The sequence below is a fragment of the Nonomuraea sp. NPDC049695 genome, from assembly GCF_040674955.1.
Taxonomy (GTDB): Bacteria; Actinomycetota; Actinomycetes; order Streptosporangiales; family Streptosporangiaceae; genus Nonomuraea; species Nonomuraea helvata.
On record NZ_JBFANV010000009.1, the window covers coordinates 71,197 to 90,441 of the forward strand.

The following is a 19,245-nucleotide window of genomic DNA, read 5'->3' on the forward strand; positions in this document are numbered from 1 at the left end:
TCCGGGGCCGTCCCGCAAGAGTTCGCGCGCAATGGTGCGATTGGACCGCCCACCCGCCCTTCAGTCGCCGCCCCAGGAGTGGCTGAGGTGCGCCGCCACCGCCGCTCTGGCCGCTTCCTCCGGCCCGCCGGCGATCGCGTCGAGCAGCTCGCGGTGCTCGTGTACCAGCACGTCTCTGTCGGTGTAGACCTCACGCAACCGCACCAGCCCGAGCCGCGTCTCGGCCGCCAGGACGCCGTAGAGGCGCTCCAGCCGCGGGCTCCCCACGGCCTCGATCAGCGCCTGGTGCAGCGCCATGTGCTCGGCCACACTTTCCGACCACGGCGCGTCGGCGGGCAGCGCGGCCATCCGGTGCAGGGCCGATTCGGCCTCCGGCACCCGCCGCCCGGCCACGGCCCGCGCCATCAGGTCCTCGAGCGGGCGGCGTACGTACATGAGATCGTCGAGGTCCGAAAGCGTCACCTCGGGGACATAGGCGCTGCGGTTGCGCTCGCGCCTGAGCAGTCCTTCGTGGACGAGGCTCGCCAGCGCCTCCCGCACGGTCGGCCTGGCGACGCCGTACGACGCGGCGATCTCCTGCTCGGGCAGCGGGGTGCCGGGCGGGATCTCGCCGGAGAGCACCCTGCTGCGCAGCGCCTCGGCGAGCGCGCCGACGGTGGAGACGGGTCTGAGCGGCAACGTCACGGCAGCGACTCTAGCTCCCTTTCCGGTACGGTCTGCCCGTCCGCCTTCTCGGGTACGGCGACCGCCACGAGGCTGAGCGCCAGCATGACCAGTCCAGCGATCGAGATCGGGGCCAGCCGCTCTCCGAGCACCACCAGGCCGAGCAGCGCCGCGACGGCCGGCTCGGCGAGCGCCAGCGTGGCGGCCGTGGCGACCGGAGTGGTCCGCAGGCCCCGCCCGTACAGGAAGTAGGACAGGGCCGTCGTGCCGAGGCCCAGGTAGAGCACGGCGAGCAGCCCGCGCGGCTCCCCCAGCCAGGCGACCCCGCTCACCAGCAGCACGGGCAGCATGATCAGGGCAGCCCCGCCGAACATCACCCCCATCACCGCGCCGGACCCGGCGCCCTGGCCGATCGCGTGCGCCGCCATCACCGCGTAGAAGGCGTAGAGCACGCCGCCGAGCAGCGCGAACAGGAGACCGGAGACCACCTGCCCACCCGCCTCCGCGCCGCCTCCGACGATCAGCGCCGCGCATCCGCAGATCGCCGCCGCGGTCGCCGCGCTCCAGCGCCCGCTCGGCCGGCGGCCGTGGAGCACCCAGGAGAGCAGCCCCGTGAAGACGGGACCGCTGCCGATCGCCACGACGGTCCCGATGGCGACCCCCGTGCGGCTGACGGCCGCGAAGAAGCAGAGCTGGTAGGCGGCCACCGCGACGGCGGCCAGCAGGACGCCCGGCCTGATCGCCTTCGTGACGCCCTTGCCGGCCAGCAGAGCGAGCGCCGCACCCCCGATGACCAGCCGCGCGGCGGCCAGGGCGACGGAGTCGGCGGAGACGAGCAGCCCCGCCGTCCCGGCCGTGCCCCAGAGCACGGAGGCAGCGACGACTGCGAGGGGTCCATTTCTCATGGCCCTCATTGTCTGACAATTAGACAATTTCGTCCAGCAGCTGGTCGATCAGCCGGCCGGCCGGGGCGGTCACCTCCGCCGCGTAGTCGTCGAGCACGGCCAGGCCGTCATGGATGCCGGGGACGCTCTTGCGCGGCAGCTCGAGCAGCTGCTCGGCCTCCGCGGTGATCGCTCCCTCGACGTGGAAGGCGCCGCCGGAGGCGCTGATGGAGACCTCGAAGCGGACGACGCGGCCGTCGGGCAGCGTGAGGTCGGCGCCGACGCGGGCGCCTGCTGGCGGGAGGAAATAGGAGAAGGTCTCGGCTCTGACGAAGGGATGATGTAACCCGGCGAGCATCTCCGACGCCCTGCCCAGGGTCTCGAGGAGGCCGGCCGCGGCCAGGCTCTCGCTGTCCACCGAAAAAGGGTAGATCACCGGATGGGCAGGTGGCCACCTACCGCATATCCGGGTCAGCTGTGCGTGACGGGGTCCGTGGCCAGGCGGGCGTGCCGTTCGACGTCGTAACGGAGGCCCTCGTGACGGAGCTTCCCGCGCTCGATGCCCTCCGGCCGGAACCCCGCCTTCGTGGCCACCCGGCACGATGCCGGATTGTTCGTACGGTGCCCCAGCTCCAGCCGGTAGAGCCCGCGCTCGCCGAACGCCCACCGCGCCAGCTCCTCGGTGGCCGCCACGGCGATGCCCCGCCCCCTGGCCTCGGGCACGACCCAGTAGGACACCCAGCCGTTGTCGTGATCGTCGATCCGGGACACCGCGACGTTTCCGGCGACCGACCCCTCGACCGTGACGGCGAACGCGTGTCCGACACCGGCCCATCCGGCGATCCACCCCATGGCGTCCTGGAGCGTGATCACGGGGAAGGGCGCCTCCGCGCGGAGATCCGGCGCCCGAAAGGCCCGCAGCACTACCGGCGCATCGTCCTCGCGCCACTCCCGCAACCGAACGTCCACATTGTCGGAGATTACCCTGACATGCGGCTATAAGGCCTGCGGGCCTATCTGATGGGCCGCCTCGAACTCGGCCACCAGCCGCTTGGGCGCGGTCAGGCACCACGCCTCGGCCACCAGCTCGAACAGCTCCTCGGGGTCGATCCTGTCGAGATGGACCACCACCCAGCCGAACCGCCCGGCCGTGAACTGCACCTCGAACACCTCTGGCCGCTCGGCCACCAGTGCGATCTGCTCCTCGAGCGTGGCCTTGAGCCCGACGGTCTCGGTGGCCTCCCACAGGTAGCCGAAGCCTTTGCCACGCACCTTGAGGCCGACCCACTCGCCGCCATGGCCCACCTTGACCTCGGGCAGCCGGTCCAGCATCTCGAGGAACTCATCCACGCTCACACCCATGCCCGCCTGTGTACCAGAGCCGACCGACACTTCCCGACAGGCAGTTGAGCAGTCGCTCAAATCCGCTTATATTTGAGCAGTCGCTTAAGACTGAGGGACGTGAGGCGGATGCGCCGACGGCGGCTCTACATCGAAATCCGGATCAAGGCGGACCTGGAGGATCTATGGCAGGCCACCCAGGACCCGTCCCGGCACCAGCGCTGGGACCTGCGGTTCGGCCGCATCGAGTACCTCGCCCCACGTGACGGCAGGCAGGCGTTCCGCTACGCCACGCTGGGCGTCAGCGGCGTGGGGGTCAGCACGGGCAACCGGCACGGGCCCGGCGGAGGCCGGACGTCCGCGCTGCGGTTCGGCTCGCGCCACCCGCTCTCGCCCATCCGCGCGGGGTCCGGCTACTGGCGCTACCTCCCGGTGGCGGACGGGGTCAGGTTCCTCACCTCGTACGACTACCGCCCCCGCGTCCTGCCCGGCTGGGTGATGTGGTGGGCCACCGCGTGGTCGTTCGACCGGCTGCGCCTGTGGCTGGAGACCGGCAGGACGCCGGAGCGTACGCTGCGCCAGGCCCTGACCGAGGCCGGCGCGAGAGCGGCCTCGGCGCTGCTCGCGGCCGCTCTGCTGCCGCCTCTGCCGGCGCTCGCCGTGCTCGCCGCCGCCCTGGCGCTGCCTCCGCTGCCGGGCACCCCGGCGGCCCGCCGCTGCCTGCACCGCCCACCCGAACGAGACAGACGACCGATGGGAGCACCATGTCCTCGATCTTCCAGCGCGCGCTCGGCCGCGAGTTCGCCCTCCTCCACCCCCAGCTCCAGCGGCGGTTCAGCGTCGGGCTCGACAGCGGCGAAGCCTGCGTAGGCAGGGGCGTCATGACCCGCGTGTGGAACGCCGGCCTCCACATCCGTCCGTTCCTGGCCCTCGGCAGCCGCAGGAACGTCCTCGTCCGGGATGCCGGAACGGAGATCCCCTTCCGGATCGAGAATTATCCGTATCTGGACTCGTACGGGCGTGAGACCGTCACGTTCGTCCGCACGTTCCCCCGCGGCCGCTTCGACGCCACCATGATCTACGACGACGCCCGCGCCCGGATCGTCGACTATTTAGGCACCCACCAGCACCTCGCCACCCCGCTCGGCCTCTCCGTCGACGATCGGGGCGGGCTGGTCATCCGCTCGGGCCGCCAGCGTTTCCTCGAAGGCCCGCTCGCCGTCACCATCCCGCCCGCCGCCACGGGCACGGCGGTGGTCAGCGAGCACTTCGACGAGGAGACGGAGCGGTTCAGGATCGCGGTGACCGTGTCCAACCCGTGGCTGGGCCGGATCTTCGGTTACTGGGGCAGCTTTACCGTCGAGTACGTGGACGTCGCGGAGCACGGCGTTCCCGCTAGCGTGAGGCCGAGGCGAGAGGACGCCCGCTGTTGACGCGTAAGGAAACCCGGTGGCCGACACACGTACCAAGCTGCTCGAAGCCGCGCTCGCGACGCTGCGCAAGAACGGCATAGCGGGCGTCTCCGCCCGTACGATCGCGGCCGAGGCGGGGGTGAACCAGGCCCTGGTCTTCTACCACTTCGGCAGCGTCGACCAGCTCCTGGCCGCCGCCTGCGAGCACGCCGCGCACCAGCGCATCGCTCTCTACCGCGCCCGCTTCGCCGCCGTGGCCACCGTCCGCGAGCTCCTCGGCCTCGGCCGCTCCCTGCACGCCGAGGAACGGGCTGAAGGGAGCGTGGCGGCACTCGCCCAGCTCCTCGCGGGCAGCCAGACCGACCCGAAGCTCGCCCCGGCCACCGCCACCGGCCTCAACCTGTGGATCCAGGAGGTCGAGCAGGCGCTGGCGAGGGTGCTGGCGAAGTCGCCGCTGGCCGAGTTCGTGGACGTGTCCGGGCTGGCCAAGGCCACGGCCGCCGCCTTCGTCGGCCTGGAGCTCTACGAGGGCGTGGACCCGGAGGGTGCGAACCAGGCGTTCGACGCCCTCGAGGGCCTGGCCACGCTGGCGACGGCCCTGGACGACATGGGCCCGCTGGTGCGCCGCGCCGCGCGGGCCCGCCTTCGCCGTCACTCGTAGTAGCGGACCTCCAGGACGTTGCCGTCGGGATCGGGGAAGTAGATCGTCTCCGGCGCGATGCCCTGCGCGCCGAACGAGTTGGTCCCGTAGCCGGAGATCTCGACCCCGTGCTGCTTCAGCCTGACCTTGAGCGCGTCGAAGTCCTCCTTGCCGACGGCCAGGCAGAGATGGTTGACCGGATGCCCGGCACTCCCCTTGATCCCGGTGCCCTCTTCCACGCCCCTGGAGGCGTCGTACGACATCAGGTCGAGGATGGTCTCGCGCGAGACCCGCACGCTCGGAAAGGCCGCCTCACCTTCGCGAAACTCCTCGGCCCGCACCCCGGGCAGACCGATCACCTGCTCGTAGAAGCGCAAAGAGCCGAGCTGGTCCGAGACCCAGCAGACGAGATGGTCCAGGCGTACGTCCATGCATACCTCCGCTGCTCTGCCGCTCGCTGTCCACCTGCCGATGCGGGCTGGTTGGACGCGACTCTCATAATGAAAGATGCGGATGACAGCGAAGTAAACACGAAAAATCGATCAGCGTTGCCGGGAGTGTCACGGATTTTATCCGCCGCCCACGCGGAGCACCTCGCTCAGCCGCCGGCGGCGCCGCAGCGCCGACTCGATGGGCACCACGACGGCGACCGCCACCAGCAAGGCGACGGTCACCAGGCCGAGCCGCCACCACGGCAGCACCAGGGCCGGGTCGCCGGCCTGCCCGGTGAGCAGCCGCAGCGCGAGCGAGTCGAGCATCAGGCGGGCGAGCGCCACCCCGAGCAGCGGGCCGGCCACGGCGGCGACCATCACCGGCGGCAGCAACTCCCCCGCGGCGACCCAACGGGTGTCCCGGGGCCGCAGGCCGAGGGTGCGCAGCCGGGTCAGGGTCTGCCACCGTTCCGGCGCGCTCGCCGCCGAGCCGAGAGCGAGCCCCAGCAGTCCCAGGGCCAGCAGGGTCGCGGCCGAGGCCCACGCCAGCCAGAGCAGCCCTGAGGTCAGCGGCGCCGCGCGGCGGGCGCGCAGGACGTCCTCGCGCAGCACGGCGTGCGCCGCGTCGGAGCTCGCGCCACTCGCGGTGACCGCCCGCGCCGCTCCGGGTCCTGTCGCCCACACCGTGTTCGGGGCGGAGGGCATGCCCGCGGCGGCGAGGGCCGCGGCGTCCACGAGGACGACGCCGTCGGCGTCGCCGACGGCGGGTGCCGTACCGACGGCGGTGAGCCGGATGGACGGAGCGCCACCGTCCCGGAGCAGTTGCAGCCGCATGCCCGGCCGCAGGCCGCCGTCGCTCGAGCGCACCAGCGCAGGGACGTCGCCGTGACCGGTCGCCCCGAGCCGGGCGAGGTCCGGCGCGTCCGGCAGCGGAGTGGAGCCCAGCAGCCGCCGGAACGCGGAGGCGTCCACGATCACCAGGCGTGGGGCGACGATCAGGGAGTCGGCGACGACGCGTGCGCTGTCGGTCACCTGCGCGGCGACGGCCTGCCGGACTCCCGGCGCGGCGGCGATGCGCCGGGCTAGCTCGGGGGTGGAGGCCGTGGCGGCGGGGACGACGTCGAGGCGGGCATCGGCGCCGACGGTACGCCACGCGCCGTCCGCCAGGCCCTGACCGGCGGTGGCGTCGAGGGTGAACGCGAACGACGCCAGAGCGGCGGCGGTCACCATGACCAGCAGCGGCAGCACGCGCGCGGACGTCGCGGCCGCCCTGGCGGCGCCGAAGACCGCCAGCGGGCGGCGCGAGCGCAAGGCCTGCTTGAGTACGAGGCCCGTGCCGGCGGGCAGCAGCCGCAGCAGGACGAGCGTGCCGGCGAGAACGCAGAGGGCGGGCGCGCTCGCGGGCAGCGCCCCGCCACCGTCCAGCCCTGGTCCCGGCCCTGCCGCAGCACCGGAGGAGGCGGCCGGGAGTATCCCGCGCTGGTGCAGCGCGACGAAGGCGGCGGCCGCGGCGATGACGACGGCGGCCTCAAGGGCGGCGCGGCGCAGCTGAACGGTGTGCCTGACCCAGCGGCGGGCGCTCCGGTTGGCCGGGACACGCCGGTCACGGGTGGCACGGGCGGCGGCGAGCGTACCGAACGCCGGGCCTGCGGCGGCAGCGGCGAGGACCACGGGGACCGCCCACCCCCAGGAGGCGCCCGGGGCCACCGTACGGGCGAGCGCGAGCCCGGCCGCGGCGGCCGTCAGCGCGACCACGGCGGACTCGAGCAGCAGCTCGGCACCGAGGTCGGGCAGGGACGCGCCCCGTTGCCTGGCGGCGGCCAGTGCCGGGGCGCGGCGGCGTACCAGCAGGTCGGCGGCGAGGAGCAGGACCAGGACCGCGGCGGCCAGCACCCCGGCGAGCAGGACCGACGCCTGCGCGGACGCGGCGCCGACCTGGCCGCGCACGTTCCGCAGTACGCCGTCGAGCTGCGTCTCCCACTTCAGTGAGCCGTCGCGGGCGCCGGAGGAGCCGGAGGCCGCCTTGAGCGCGACCACCTTGCGGGAGATCGCCTCGGCGGAGTCCCAGGTGAGCACGCCCGGGTCGGGGGTGAACCAGACGGTGCGCTGCAGTTCGTCGCGCTCGAAGGCGAGGCGGGCGTCGGGCAGGGAGTCGGGTGACAGCAGGCCACCGAATCGGGTCGTGCCCACGCCGTCCGCTCCTGAGACGGGACGCAGCAGCGAGGGGGCGAGCCGCCAGGCGGGATCGGCGCTGTCCGTCGCCCGGAAGATCCCGCTGACCTGGACCTTTCTGATGTGACCCTGGTCGTCCGCCAGCGGGAGGCGGGCGCCGGGGCGCACGTCGAGAGCGGCGGCGGCCGCCTCCGACAGACCGACCTGCACCAGCCAGGGCGACCCGCCGTAGGGGACCTCGACGTGGCTGTCCGCCGCGGAAACGGTGGGCCGGGGCGGTCCGCCCTCGGTCCAGGTCACGTGCGGCCCACCTCCGGCGCCCTTCGCCAGATAGGCGAGCTGGAAGGTGCGCAGCACGCTGCCGTCAGTGATCTTGAGTACGGGGCTGGTGACGGCGGCGACGGGTGGACGGAGCGCGGCGCGCAGGCCGGGGCCCAGCTCGTCCGTGGCTCTGTCGCGCAGGTCGTCGACGTCCTCGGCGAGGCGGGGAGCGCGTACGCGTCCGCCGTTGGGCCCGTCGTCGAGCTCTATGCGGGCGTGGACCAGGACGTCGCCGTCGCCGCCCGCGTGGCGTACCGCCTCTCGGACGGAATCGTCGGCGGTCGCGCGCAGCAGCGGCGGCACGGCGCCGGCGAGCAGGGTGACGACCGCCACGACGGCGGCGGCCAGGAGCAGGGGTCCGGCGTCGGCGACGGCGCGACCGCGGACACTGGGCCAGTGCAGGGCGGGCGGCCACCAGCGACCGAGCGCCCGCAGCCACCTCACGACGCCACCCGCAGTTGCGTGGCGTCGACGCGGCGGGCCTGCACGATGACGACGGCGGTCACCGCGAGCGTGCACCCTGCCAGCAGCACGGCGAGCAGGGCGGCCTCGGCGGCCCACGGCCAGACGGGCAGGGCGGCCGGTACGGGCGCGGCGCCGGTGTCGGAGCGTACGAGCAGGGGCGCGACGAGGCGGGTGGCGAGCGCGCCGACGGCCGCGCCCGCCGCGATCAGGGGCAGCAGGATGCCGACGTGCTGGCCGAGCAGTACGGCACGGACCTCGCGCCGGGTCATCCCCAGACCCCGCAGCCGCGCCACCTCGAGCGCGCGGCTCCGGAGGTCGAAGGTCACGTGCAGCACGACGCCGGCGAACAGCAGCAGAGCCGCGGCCGGGACGAGCAGCCGGAGCGCGGCCGGCAGTCCGGCACGCAGGGGTCCGCCGGTGAGACGGGCCGCCTCGGACGCGCGGGTGGTGACGGTGCCGAGGTGGAGCTCGGTGGCTCGTACGGCGGCGTCCGCCCGGGTGGGGTGACCGACCCACCAGGCGTCCACGGGGAAGTCGAGGTTGCCGCTGACGACGAGGGCGCGGGAGAGGGCGTCCAGGTCGGCCAGGATGGCCGCCGCGCCAGGGGCGGACGGGACGGTGGGCAGCACCTCGGTCACTCTGACCGGGACGGCGGTGAGGCCGACGGTGAGGTCGAGCCGGGCGCCGAGACGGGCACCGGCCTCGGCGGCGAAGCGGGTGGAGACGGCGACGGGAACCGGTCCTGGAGCCGGGAAGGCGGTGGCTACCAGGGTTCTGGCGGCGTCCGGTGGGCCCTTGAACTCGACGGTCGTCGTCATCTTCACCTGGGTGCCCGCAGCGGTGCCGGCGAGGGCGACCGCCGGAGCGCCGAGCTGCCCGGGAGCGGGCCCCGCGGAGGTGGCGGTCCAGGGCGACCCGGGCGCCGCGCCGCCGGGGCCGGGAGCCCCGGGCACCGTGAGCGTGACGGCGACGCGGTCGGCGCCGGCCGGGAGTTCCGCCGAGGCATCGGAGTAGCCGATGCCGACGTTCCCCGGTGCGGTCACGTCGACCGCGAACGGCAGGGACACCGCGACAAGCCGCAGCCCTTCGGCCGTCGCGCAGGCCGGCAGCGGGTGCGCCTTGCCGTCGAGCGGGACGGGCGCACCGGTGCAGGGCGTACGCAGGCCCGTGGCGTCCTGCAACAACAGCCGGGGTGTCACGGTGAGCGGGGTCGCACCGCTCGCCGTCCCGGTCAGGGTGAGCGCGGCGCCGGCCGGGACGGGGACGCCGGTGGCGCGGGCCGGCGGCGCGAGGGCGGCGCCCACGTCCTTCCAGCTGCGGCCGTCGTCCAGCCGGCCGCGCAGCAGGGCCTCGGCGCGGGCGGTGTCGACGGCGACCAGCCGCGGTGCGTCGCCGGCGCGGCCGAGCCACTGCCCGACCGCGATGCCCCGGTCGGTGGCCGGGCTCACCGCTCCTCCGGTGGCCGCGCCGACGGCCACGCCCTGCCCGGCGTCCGGCGGAGTCGTGAGGGTGAGGGCCAGATCGGTGCCGACGGACAGATCGGCCTGGTCGTGCTGGGAGCGCTGCCACGTGGCGTCGAAGCCGGTCCCGAACGTGGCGGCCGCGCAGGCCAGGCCGATCAGCAGCCCCGCGGCGACCGCCTGCGGCCTGCGGGCGGCCTCGAACGCGGCCAGGGGGAGCAGCAGCCCGCGGGCGCGGCGCGCCAGCCGGTCGGCGCCGCGCAGCGCGGGCCACACCGGGCGCAGCGCCAGCGCGGAACCGGCGGTGAGCAGCAGCGCGGGAGCGAGCACCCGTACGGCGTCGGCTGGGGAGCCGGAGCCGGTGGGCTGGTCGCGCAGCTGCCACCAGCCGACGGCGGCGAACACCACGAGCAGCAGGTCGGCACCGGAGCGGGCCAGCAGTTCGCGCCGGTGGCGACGGTCGCTGACGGCGGGGGCGGACCGCACCGAGAGGGCGACCAGCACCGCCGCGAGCACCAGCGCGGTGCCGGCGACGGCGAGCACCTGGACGCCGGTCACCCCCGGCTGGACGGCGAGCCCGGCCCCTGCCATCGGCGGCAGGTGGGTCAGTCCGGCATGCAGGGCGGACGAGGCGGGTACCGCGAGCGCGGCGGCGAGGAGCGCGAGTGCGCCGGCCTCGACGGTGGCGGCGGCGGCGAGCTGGCCGCGGCTGACGCCCAGCGCGGACAGCAGGGCGGTCTCGTCGGCTCGGACGCCGGCGGTCAGCCGGCCGGCGAGGGCGAGGGCGGTCGCGGTCAGGACGATGCCGAGGACGGCGACGGCGAGCACGGCCGCCGCGGTGACCTGCTGCTCGTCGTGGGCGGCCAGCAGCGTCGAGGGCAGCAGGGTGGCGACGCGTTCGATCCGTACCCGGTTGCCGAGGGTACGCGCCAGCCGGCGGTCGGCGCCCAGCACGGCCTCGGCGACGGTGTCGAGGTCGCGGCGGTCGGGAGCGGACAGGTCGGGATGGGCGGTGATCTCCAGCCGGTCGACGGTGAAGGCGCCGGCGAGCAGGTCGCCGAGGTCGACGATGAACGGCCCGTAGGCGTGGACCGACTGCACGGAGCGGCCGTCGTGGTAGGCGAGGTCGTAGCCGGCGCCGGCAAGAAGGTCGCGATCCCAGCCGGTGCCCGGCAGGGGGCGTACGACGCCGACCACGGTCACGTCCACCGCCGGGCCGGGGTCGCCGAACAGCTCCGCGCCGAGACGGACGCGGGCGCCAGGGGCGAGGCCGAGCTGCCGCGCGGTGGGCTCGAGCACGACGGCCTCCAGCGGCCCGGCGGGCTGCGCGGCCCGCGGCCCGGCGGGGTGCCCGGCGTCGGCGGCGGCCCGCGGCCAGCGCCCGGTGGTCAGCTGGGCTCGGGCCGGCAGGTCCTCCACGCCCGACAGGTACGTCTCAGCGGGGACACCGGACTGGGTACCCGGGCGCGGCCCGCTGCCCTGCGCGCCGTCACGTCCACCGCCGGGCGTCGCCGGCAGCGATCGCAGCACGGACGACGCGCGCGCGGTCGTCGTCGTGGCGAACGGATCGAGCGCCGAGGTCAGCACGCGGCGGGTGTCGTCGGCGACGGATCGCGCGTCCTGGGCGCGGACGGTGACGGCGTAGGCGGTGACGTCGACCCGGTCGGGGGTGGCGCGGGACGCGGCGGTCTCCAGCGCCTGCTCGGCGGTGCGGGTGATGAGCAGGGCGCACGTGCCCAACAGGGTGAGACCGACCATGGCGACCGCCAGGAGGGCTGTCAGCAGGGGCCACTGCGCGCGGGCTCGGCGGCCGAGCAGCCTCAGCACAAGCGACTCCGGCCGATCACGAGACGTCCTGCCCGTAAACGACTCCCGCCGATCACGAGACGTCCTGCCCGTCGAGCCGCCCGTCGTTGATCCGGATCACCCGGTCCGCCAGCGCGACCATCGTCGGGTCGTGCGTGGACACCAGCGCCGTCACGCCCTCGGACTCCACCACGCCGCGCAGCAGCCCCATCACCGACAGGCCCGTCTCGGCGTCCAGCTGCCCGGTCGGCTCGTCGGCGATCAGCAGCCGGGGCGAGGCGGCCAGGGCCCGGGCGATCGCCACCCGCTGCTGCTGGCCGCCGGACAGCTCGCCCGGACGCTGCTCGGCGTGCTCGGCCAGGCCCACCAGCTCCAGCAGCAGCTCGACGCGGCGCTCACGCTCCCCCGACGGTACGCGGGCCAGCCGCAACGGGGCGCCGACGTTCTCCGCGGCCGACAGCACCGGGATCAGGCCGAACGTCTGGAAAACGTAGGAGACCTTCTCACGCCGTAATCGCGACAGGCCGTCCTCGTCGAGGGCCGTGACGTCCGTACCGTCGACGAGGACGGTCCCGGAGTCCGGGCGGTCCAGTCCACCGATGACGTTGAGCAGAGTGGTCTTGCCGGAGCCGGACCGGCCGATGAGAGCGGTCATGGTGCCGGCGGGGAGGTCGAACGACACGTCCCGCAGAGCGTGGACGGCGGCAGATCCGGCGCCGAAGCGCCGGTGGACGCCGCGTACGGTGAGCAGCGGAGCGGCGCTCATGAGTGTTCACCGAGGTCGGGGCGGATCGTGACGTGGTCCGCCTCCAGCGCCAGCCGGACCCGCCTGGTCAGCGCCAGCGCCTCCCGGTAGTCGCGCGGGATCTGGACCCGCCCGGCGCGATCCATCACGGCGTACTCCTCGGCGATCACCTCGGTGTCGCCGTCGACACCGGTGGCGGTGCGGCGCAGCACCTCGCTGCTGGTACGCCCGTCGCGGATCGCCACGGTCCGCTCGACCTGGCCGCTGACCGCAGGGTCGTGGGTCACGATGACGACGGTGACACCGAGCTGCCGGTTGACCTCCCGCAGCGTCGTGAAGACCTCGGCGGAGGTGGCAGTGTCCAGTTCGCCGGTCGGCTCGTCGGCCAGCAGGACGCGGGGCTGGTTGGCGAGGGCCACCGCGATGGCGACCCGCATCTGCTGCCCGCCGGACAACTGCGCGGGACGCCGGTCGGCGCAGTCGGCGATGCCCAAGGTCTCCAGCAGCTCGGCGGCGCGGGCGCGGCGGGTGCGGGCCGGCGTACGGGCCGCCGTCATCGGCAGGTCGATCATCTGCCGTGCGGTCAGGTACGGCACGAGGTTGCTGGCCGTCTGCTGCCGTACGAATCCGACGGTGTGCCGCCGGTAGTGCACGCGGTCGGCGCGGGACATCGCCAGCAGGTTCCACCGGTCGACGCGTGCCCGCCCGGCGGTGGGGGCGTCGACGCCGGCGAGGATGGACAGCAACGTCGACTTGCCCGACCCGGACGCCCCGACGACGGCGACCATCTCGCCGCTCTCCACGGCCAGGTCCAGCCCTTGCAGTGCCTGCACCTCGACCGATCCGGTCTGGTAGATCCGTACCAGGCTCTCGCAGGCGATCAGCGTGTCCCGCCCGAACTCCGGCGCCTTCGGAGGCGGCTGCGGCAGGGGCAGCGGCGTTCTGGACATCCCCCTCCTCGGTGCGGCGTCGCGCTGATCTCTGGCCAGACTCTATAGTCCCCATGCGCCAGGGCCAACGGCCTCGGGTGATCACGCTCCCACGACGGTCCGGCCGCGCTGGATGCTGCCGGAGGCGCCCGCCCATCTTCTACGGTCAGCCGAGGCAGGGCAGGCATGTGCCGACGCATCGCGGCGACTCGCTAGCCTGAGTCACGATGAACCGTTTGACGACGTCGAGAGGTGAGTTCGGGCTCACCCGCTTCCCCGAGGACCCCCGTGACCAGCTGCGCGCCTGGGACGCCGCCGATGAGTACCTGCTGCGGCATCTCGAGGGAATCGACGGCGAACCGATCGGCCTGACGGGCACCGTGGTCGTGCTGGGCGACCGCTGGGGCGCCCTGGTCACCGCGCTCTCCGATCATCGACCCGTGCAGATCACCGACTCCTACCTCACCCAGCAGGCGACCCGCGCGAACCTGAGTCGCAACGAGATCGACCAGGACGCGGTGCGGCTCTGTACGACCATGGATCCGCCACCACCCCGGATCGATGTGCTGCTGATCCGGGTGCCCAAGGCGCTCTCGCTCCTTGAGGACCAGTTGCACTGTCTCGCACCGCACGTGCACGCGGGCACCGTGATCGTCGGCGCGGGAATGGTCACCGAGATACACACGTCGACGCTGCAGCTGTTCGAACGCATTCTCGGACCGACCAAGACGTCACTGGCGGTGAAGAAGGCACGGCTCATCTTCTGCTCACCCGACTCCCGGATGCCCCGTCACGCCAGCCCGTGGCCGCGAAAGTACACCCTCCCCACCGGGATCGGAGCGGTCTCAGGACTCACCGTCATCAACCACGCCGGCACCTTCTGCGCCGACCGCCTCGACATCGGCACCCGGTTCTTCCTGGAGAACCTGCCGCCGCTGCGGGGTCGTGAACATGTCGTGGATCTGGGCTGCGGCAATGGGGTGATCGGTCTCGCCGCGTCACTGACCGACGGCCAGGCCAAGGTGTCGTTCATCGACGAGTCCTACCAGGCGCTGGCCTCGGCGGAGGCCACGGTCCGAGCGAACACGGACATGGGCGGCACAGCGACGTTCGTGGCGGCCGACGGCATGTCCGGCGTACCGGCAGGGACGGTGGATCTGATCCTGACCAACCCGCCGTTCCACACGCACCGCGCGAGGACTGACGCGACGGCCTGGCGCATGTTCAACGGTTCGCGCGCGGCGCTACGCCGCGGCGGCGAACTCTGGGTGGTCGCCAATCGCCACCTCGGCTACCACGTGAAGCTGCGTCGGCTCTTCGGCAATTGCGAGATCGCCGCAAGCAACCCCAAGTTCGTCGTCCTACGAGCCGTCAAGCGCTGACCGCGCTCCACAGGGTTTCTCCGGAACGCTCACGCGGGCAGGCGTGGTGGTGACGCGAATCACCGTCACCGACGCCTCATCGCTGTCACAGTCCCCAGCCCCATTCCGTCATAGGAGTAGGCAAGGTTAGGGGGCCCAAATGCGTTCGTTGTCGGCCAGGCGCCGCTCGTTTCAGTTCTCCCACTGGTCGTTCATGTTCGCGGAAATCGCCGTCTGGTCGTTCGTGGTCCTGGCGGCGACCGGGGCGGTGCTGATGGTGTTCTACGACCCCAGCATGTCCCAGGTGACCTATGACGGCTCGTACGGCCCTCTGCGCGGACTCTTCGTCAGCAGAGCCTTCGACTCGACCATGCACCTGAGCCTGGAGGTGCGCGGCGGCCTGCTCATCCGCCAGGTCCACCACTGGGCGGCGCTCGTCTTCGTGGCGGCCGTCGTCCTGCAGTTGCTGCGCATGTTCCTCACCGGCGCGTTCCGCCGCCCGCGCACCGGACAGTGGCTGATCTGGGTGACGCTGCTGGCGCTGGGCATGGCCGCGGGCGAGACCGGCAACGCCCTGCCTGACGACATGCTGTCGGGTGGGAGCCTGTGGCTGATCATGTCGGTCGTGCAGTCCATCCCCGTGGTGGGAACCTGGGTGATGTCGCTGCTGTTCGGCCCGGACTTCCCCGGCGACAGGGTCATTCCGGTCATGTACGGGGCGCACCTGCTGATCCCGGTCGTCATGGTCGCGATGCTGATCGCCCGCGAACTACTGGTGCGGCGGCACGGCCACTCCCGGTTCATCGCCTCCATCCCGGCACGGCAGAACGCGCGCCCGACGATGGCGCTCGCAACGATCGGCATGCTGATCATTCTCGGGTTCGGTTTCCAGATTGCCCCTATATGGCTGTACGGCCCTGCCAAGCCGACGCAGATCTCGGCGGGCTCCGTCCCCGACTGGTACATGGGCTTCCTCGACGGCGCCCTGCGGATCATGCCCGGGTGGGAACTCACCATCGGGGACCACACGCTCAACCTCGCGGCCCTCGTCCCCACACTGGTGGTACCCGGGGTCTTCTTCACCGCCCTGGCCGCCTACCCGATGGCCGAGCGCTTCCTCGCCTCGCGACGCAACCGCCGCGACGCGCTGGGCCGCCCCAAGACCACGAGACGCATGGCACGGGAGACGCCCGCACATGACCTGCTCGATCGGCCGCATGAGAGGCCGGTGAAGACGGCCATCGCCGTCGCCGGCGTCACGTTCTACGGCCTGCTGTGGGCAGCCGCGGCCAACGACCAGATCGCCCACCAGTTCCACATGAACGTCAATGCTGTGACGATCTTCTTCAGGTTCGCCGTGGTCATCGGCCCCGCCATCGCCTTCGTCATCACCCGGTGGATCTGCCTCGCACTTCAGCAGACGGATCGCCACGTGGCCGAGCACGGAGTGGAGACCGGGATCATCATGCGCTCCCCGGACGGCGGGTTCCACGAACGGCCGGCGCCGGCACAGCAGGAGAGCAGGGAGCCGGCGATCACCTCAGGGCGATAGATTTCCTCAGCACTTTGAGTAATGATACAGTCACGCTCAGCTATGGAAATCATCAGCGGGTTGCCGAGACACGTGGCTTGCGTGATGGATGGAAACGGGCGGTGGGCCGCGCAGCGATCGCTGCCGCGCACCGCAGGCCACGAGGCGGCAGAGGCCGCCGTGATCGACATCATCGAGGCGGCCCGCTCGGCCGGCATCAAGTGGTTGAGCCTGTACGCCTTCTCCACCGAAAACTGGCGGAGGCCGACGGGCGAGGTCGACATCCTGATGCGGCTCGTACGGCGCGCCATCCGCAAGCACGCACCGGCGTTGCACGCGCGGGGCGTCCGGTGCAGGTTCCTCGGCATGTCCGATCCACGGATCCCCACGCCCCTGGTCCAGGACATCACCGATCTGATGACGCTCACCAGCGACAACAGGCAGATGACGCTGACGGTCGCCTTCGATCACGGGGGACGCCGCGACATCGTGGAAGCCGCCCGTTCGCTCATCCACGCCGCCGTGCCGGCCGAGCAGGTCACCGAGGCCACCTTCGCCCGGCATCTCCCCTACTCCGACACGCCGGATGTGGACCTGGTCATCCGTACTTCCGGCGAGCAACGCATCTCCAACTTCATGCTCTGGCAGGTGGCCTACGCCGAATGGGTCTTCCCACAGGTGCTATGGCCCGACTTCCGCGCGACCCACCTCTGGGAGTGCCTTGAGGTCTACCGATCGCGCCAGCGCCGGTTCGGCGATGTCCGCCGGTCGATCGCCACTACGGGAGAGGAACCTCGATGACCCGGACTACCGCAGAGCAGACCGTAGACATCTTCGGGCCGGACTCGATGCTGCGCCGCCTCGTCAACGACCCGCGGTGGGGCCTCGCGGTGACCCGCGCCACGGTGCTGGAAGCCGCACACCCACAGATCGGCACGGCGTTGATCGAGAACTCGACGTTCGTGACCCATCCGTGGCGGCGTCTGCGCAACACGCTGGCGAGCACGCAGCGGATCCTCGACCCGGACCATCACGTTCGCGACCGGGAGGCTGCCCGCCTCAACCGCCTGCACGCCCGCATCTCGGGCACCGACCCGCAAGGCCGCCGCTACGACGCGATGGACTCCGAGGCACGCGCCTGGGTGGTGGCGACCCTGTTCGAATCGACGGTGACGATGTATCGGCTGAGCGGCGAGTCGCTCGACAGGCCCGCACTGGAACAGCTCTACGCCGAGTTCCGTGCCTTCCTGACCCTGATCGAGGGTGACAGCGACCAGCTCCCCGCGACGTTGCAGGGGTTCTGGCCCTACTACGACGACATGATCGACCAGCACCTGGAGAGCACCGAGGCGGTGCGGGTCATCCTCTACCGGCTCTTCGCCAACGTGCCCGCACCGCCCTTGCTGCGCAACCATCCCGCAGTGTGGGCCGCGGGCCGAGCCGTGGCAGGCCCGGTGGCCGCCGCGATCACCATCGCGTCGCTGCCCGAATCCTTCTGCCGGCGCGTCGCCCTGCCTGACGTCCCAGGGGCGCGGGCGCTCATGCACGGGGCCTACCTGACCGCCGGACTCGCCACCCGCCTCCTTCCGGACAGCTGGGTGCACGTCGGCTCGATCATGAGCCTGCTGGACCCCGACCACTCCAGCGGTTCTGGACCATGGGGGACCGTACGCCGCAAGGCGGGCCAGGCCGCGGCCCTGCTCAGACTCGTCACCCCGGCTCCCGACCAGGTCAACCAGGCCACCCGCTCAGCCGACCGGTTCTTCGCCGAGGTCCTGGACCAGACCGGCGACGGCCACCTCGCCTGGCCTGACCTGGCGGCCATGGCACGAGAGATCGCCACTCGCCTCGACCTGGACGAGAAGGACGAGGAGCGGCTCTACCACGCCTACGCCGCCTGGTGGCGGGATCTGCAGACCAACCTCGACACCGATGGCGACGGACGCGTCACACGACAGGAATACGCCGCCTCAGCCGCTTCCCTGCCCAGCTCCGGGCTGGTCAAGATCGCCGACGTACTGTTCGACGTCACCGACACCGACGACGACCAGGCGATCGACGCACAGGAATACCAGAGGTTGTTCCGCACGGCGTTCCACCGCGACCTGACCGGCAGCGCCGACAGCTACTCGCGCAGCGCTTTCGTCAGACAGTTCCTGTCCTTCATGTCCGGGCAACAGCACTCGACCGCCTACGACTCTCTCCTGTCCTAGTCAGAGGCGCAGTCGGGGGCGAACGTGGAGATCCATGACCGGTTCGCCGTCGGGCCCTGGCATGCAAGGATGCCGTATGAGCAAGCTGACCGGACAGCAGATCGGCGACGAAGGCCTGGACGGGTGGGCATACCTGCTCGGCGGCCTGCAGACCCGCATCCTCACCAAGGACTTCGCGACCGGGCTCTCAGTCGTCAACGCCATCGGCGCGGCGGCCGAGGAGATGAACCATCATCCCGACCTCGACCTGCGCTACACCCACGTAGACGTCCGATTGACCAGCCACGACGAGCGCGCGGTCACAGACCGCGACATCCGGCTGGCCCGCGTCATCTCCTCCATCACCGCCGAGGCCGGCGCGCAGCTGGAGTCCTCGAGCCTCTCCCGGCTCGAACTCGCCCTTGACACCCCGGCCGGAGAGTCGATTCCGCCGTTCTGGGCCGCGGTGCTGGCGACGGAGCATCTGTCCGGCCCCGACTTCGGCGACGAAGTCCGCGACCCGGCCGACGTTCTGCCGACCGTGTGGTTCCAGGCGTCCGGCAGCGAGGAGCCCCGCCAGCGCTGGCATCTCGACATATGGGTGGATCCTGCGCAGGTCCAGCCGCGCATGGACGCGGCGCTCGCCGCCGGCGGCACGCTGCTCAGCGACGCGGAGGCGCCGAGCTTCTGGGTGCTCGCCGACCCCGAAGGCAACCGGGCCTGCCTGTGCACCTGGCAGGCCCGTGGCTGACATAACCGCCACCGGGCCTGCCTGTCCACGTGAAAGGCCCGATGGCTGACGTAACCGCCGGCAGCCTCGGGCCGGCATCATCACCTTCACGGTCTTCCCGCATGGTTCGCACACGGCCCTCAGCACGGCGCTGAAGTGGGG

General features: G+C 72.3%; 18 protein-coding genes. 8 read left to right on the top strand and 10 right to left on the bottom strand.

From position 1 onward, the window contains the following. Positions 1–60 precede the first annotated feature (60 nt). From AB0J64_RS11025 to AB0J64_RS11045, 5 genes are read right to left on the bottom strand one after another with little or no spacing between them, the layout of a single operon-like run. The gene (locus tag AB0J64_RS11025; protein WP_364024046.1) at positions 61–684 is read right to left on the bottom strand and encodes a GntR family transcriptional regulator; all 624 of its coding nucleotides are present in this window, start codon (positions 682–684) and stop codon (positions 61–63) included. Continuing rightward, entirely contained in the window at positions 681–1,568 is an 888-nt protein-coding gene (locus tag AB0J64_RS11030) for an EamA family transporter (RefSeq protein ID WP_364024048.1), read from the bottom strand. Before AB0J64_RS11030 ends, AB0J64_RS11025 begins: the two co-directional genes overlap by 4 nt. A 19-nt stretch (positions 1,569–1,587) precedes the next feature. Continuing rightward, a complete protein-coding gene (locus AB0J64_RS11035) occupies positions 1,588–1,965 on the bottom strand; it encodes a hypothetical protein (RefSeq protein ID WP_364024051.1) in 378 nt (125 codons plus the stop codon). Between the two features lie 53 nt (positions 1,966–2,018). After that, positions 2,019–2,516 (bottom strand): GNAT family protein, encoded by a 498-nt coding sequence (locus AB0J64_RS11040; RefSeq protein ID WP_364024054.1) that lies wholly within the window; start codon positions 2,514–2,516, stop codon positions 2,019–2,021. Between the two features lie 27 nt (positions 2,517–2,543). Further along, positions 2,544–2,909, bottom strand: a complete 366-nt coding sequence (locus AB0J64_RS11045; RefSeq protein WP_364024057.1) for an MmcQ/YjbR family DNA-binding protein — start codon at positions 2,907–2,909, stop codon at positions 2,544–2,546. A gap of 108 nt (positions 2,910–3,017) precedes the next feature. Here AB0J64_RS11045 and AB0J64_RS11050 point away from each other — a divergent pair, with 108 nt between their 5' ends. From AB0J64_RS11050 to AB0J64_RS11060, 3 genes are read left to right on the top strand one after another with little or no spacing between them, the layout of a single operon-like run. Continuing rightward, a complete protein-coding gene (locus AB0J64_RS11050) occupies positions 3,018–3,758 on the top strand; it encodes an SRPBCC family protein (protein WP_364024339.1) in 741 nt (246 codons plus the stop codon). Further along, positions 3,653–4,321 carry a DUF4166 domain-containing protein gene (locus AB0J64_RS11055; protein ID WP_364024060.1) on the top strand — a complete coding sequence of 223 codons (669 nt, stop codon included), beginning with the start codon at positions 3,653–3,655 and terminating at the stop codon, positions 4,319–4,321. The genes AB0J64_RS11050 and AB0J64_RS11055 overlap by 106 nt, the downstream gene beginning before the upstream one ends. A gap of 16 nt (positions 4,322–4,337) precedes the next feature. Next, on the top strand, positions 4,338–4,961 hold the full coding sequence (locus AB0J64_RS11060; protein ID WP_364024063.1) for a TetR family transcriptional regulator: 624 nt from the start codon (positions 4,338–4,340) through the stop codon (positions 4,959–4,961). Here AB0J64_RS11060 and AB0J64_RS11065 read toward each other — a convergent pair. The 5 genes from AB0J64_RS11065 to AB0J64_RS11085 all read right to left on the bottom strand — a co-directional run bounded on the left by AB0J64_RS11065 (position 4,952) and on the right by AB0J64_RS11085 (position 13,290). Then, positions 4,952–5,371, bottom strand: coding sequence for a VOC family protein (locus AB0J64_RS11065; RefSeq protein ID WP_364024065.1), 420 nt, complete (start codon positions 5,369–5,371; stop codon positions 4,952–4,954). The genes AB0J64_RS11060 and AB0J64_RS11065 overlap by 10 nt on opposite strands. 138 nt (positions 5,372–5,509) lie before the next feature. Next, the gene (locus AB0J64_RS11070; RefSeq protein WP_364024068.1) at positions 5,510–8,308 is read right to left on the bottom strand and encodes an ABC transporter permease; all 2,799 of its coding nucleotides are present in this window, start codon (positions 8,306–8,308) and stop codon (positions 5,510–5,512) included. Continuing rightward, complete coding sequence (locus tag AB0J64_RS11075) at positions 8,305–11,616, bottom strand: FtsX-like permease family protein (protein WP_364024071.1); 3,312 nt, start codon at positions 11,614–11,616, stop codon at positions 8,305–8,307. Before AB0J64_RS11075 ends, AB0J64_RS11070 begins: the two co-directional genes overlap by 4 nt. 52 nt (positions 11,617–11,668) lie before the next feature. Then, positions 11,669–12,361, bottom strand: coding sequence for an ABC transporter ATP-binding protein (locus AB0J64_RS11080; RefSeq protein ID WP_364024075.1), 693 nt, complete (start codon positions 12,359–12,361; stop codon positions 11,669–11,671). Continuing rightward, positions 12,358–13,290, bottom strand: a complete 933-nt coding sequence (locus tag AB0J64_RS11085; RefSeq protein WP_364024078.1) for an ABC transporter ATP-binding protein — start codon at positions 13,288–13,290, stop codon at positions 12,358–12,360. Before AB0J64_RS11085 ends, AB0J64_RS11080 begins: the two co-directional genes overlap by 4 nt. A gap of 206 nt (positions 13,291–13,496) precedes the next feature. On the opposite strand from AB0J64_RS11085, the gene AB0J64_RS11090 reads away from it, so the two are divergent. The 5 genes from AB0J64_RS11090 to AB0J64_RS11110 all read left to right on the top strand — a co-directional run bounded on the left by AB0J64_RS11090 (position 13,497) and on the right by AB0J64_RS11110 (position 19,104). Then, positions 13,497–14,651 (top strand): methyltransferase, encoded by a 1,155-nt coding sequence (locus AB0J64_RS11090; RefSeq protein WP_364024081.1) that lies wholly within the window; start codon positions 13,497–13,499, stop codon positions 14,649–14,651. Between the two features lie 139 nt (positions 14,652–14,790). Then, entirely contained in the window at positions 14,791–16,182 is a 1,392-nt protein-coding gene (locus AB0J64_RS11095) for a cytochrome b N-terminal domain-containing protein (protein ID WP_364024084.1), read from the top strand. Between the two features lie 42 nt (positions 16,183–16,224). Continuing rightward, positions 16,225–16,962, top strand: coding sequence for a polyprenyl diphosphate synthase (uppS, locus tag AB0J64_RS11100; protein WP_364024087.1), 738 nt, complete (start codon positions 16,225–16,227; stop codon positions 16,960–16,962). Next, positions 16,959–18,374, top strand: a complete 1,416-nt coding sequence (locus AB0J64_RS11105) for an EF-hand domain-containing protein (RefSeq protein WP_364024090.1) — start codon at positions 16,959–16,961, stop codon at positions 18,372–18,374. The genes uppS and AB0J64_RS11105 overlap by 4 nt, the downstream gene beginning before the upstream one ends. A gap of 76 nt (positions 18,375–18,450) precedes the next feature. Further along, positions 18,451–19,104: a 4a-hydroxytetrahydrobiopterin dehydratase gene (locus AB0J64_RS11110; RefSeq protein ID WP_364024093.1), complete on the top strand. Its 654-nt coding sequence runs from the start codon at positions 18,451–18,453 to the stop codon at positions 19,102–19,104. Positions 19,105–19,245 lie beyond the last annotated feature (141 nt).

What these genes read in the sequence shown, in the direction of transcription:
- uppS (WP_364024087.1), top strand. Translation starts at nt 16,225, where the DNA reads ATGGAAATCATCAGCGGGTTGCCGAGACACGTGGCTTGCGTGATGGAT.
- AB0J64_RS11050 (WP_364024339.1), top strand. Translation starts at nt 3,018, where the DNA reads ATGCGCCGACGGCGGCTCTACATCGAAATCCGGATCAAGGCGGACCTG.
- AB0J64_RS11080 (WP_364024075.1), bottom strand. Translation starts at nt 12,361, where the DNA reads ATGAGCGCCGCTCCGCTGCTCACCGTACGCGGCGTCCACCGGCGCTTC.
- AB0J64_RS11055 (WP_364024060.1), top strand. Translation starts at nt 3,653, where the DNA reads ATGTCCTCGATCTTCCAGCGCGCGCTCGGCCGCGAGTTCGCCCTCCTC.
- AB0J64_RS11090 (WP_364024081.1), top strand. Translation starts at nt 13,497, where the DNA reads ATGAACCGTTTGACGACGTCGAGAGGTGAGTTCGGGCTCACCCGCTTC.
- AB0J64_RS11110 (WP_364024093.1), top strand. Translation starts at nt 18,451, where the DNA reads ATGAGCAAGCTGACCGGACAGCAGATCGGCGACGAAGGCCTGGACGGG.
- AB0J64_RS11065 (WP_364024065.1), bottom strand. Translation starts at nt 5,371, where the DNA reads ATGGACGTACGCCTGGACCATCTCGTCTGCTGGGTCTCGGACCAGCTC.
- AB0J64_RS11045 (WP_364024057.1), bottom strand. Translation starts at nt 2,909, where the DNA reads ATGGGTGTGAGCGTGGATGAGTTCCTCGAGATGCTGGACCGGCTGCCC.
- AB0J64_RS11095 (WP_364024084.1), top strand. Translation starts at nt 14,791, where the DNA reads ATGCGTTCGTTGTCGGCCAGGCGCCGCTCGTTTCAGTTCTCCCACTGG.
- AB0J64_RS11030 (WP_364024048.1), bottom strand. Translation starts at nt 1,568, where the DNA reads ATGAGAAATGGACCCCTCGCAGTCGTCGCTGCCTCCGTGCTCTGGGGC.
- AB0J64_RS11105 (WP_364024090.1), top strand. Translation starts at nt 16,959, where the DNA reads ATGACCCGGACTACCGCAGAGCAGACCGTAGACATCTTCGGGCCGGAC.
- AB0J64_RS11085 (WP_364024078.1), bottom strand. Translation starts at nt 13,290, where the DNA reads ATGTCCAGAACGCCGCTGCCCCTGCCGCAGCCGCCTCCGAAGGCGCCG.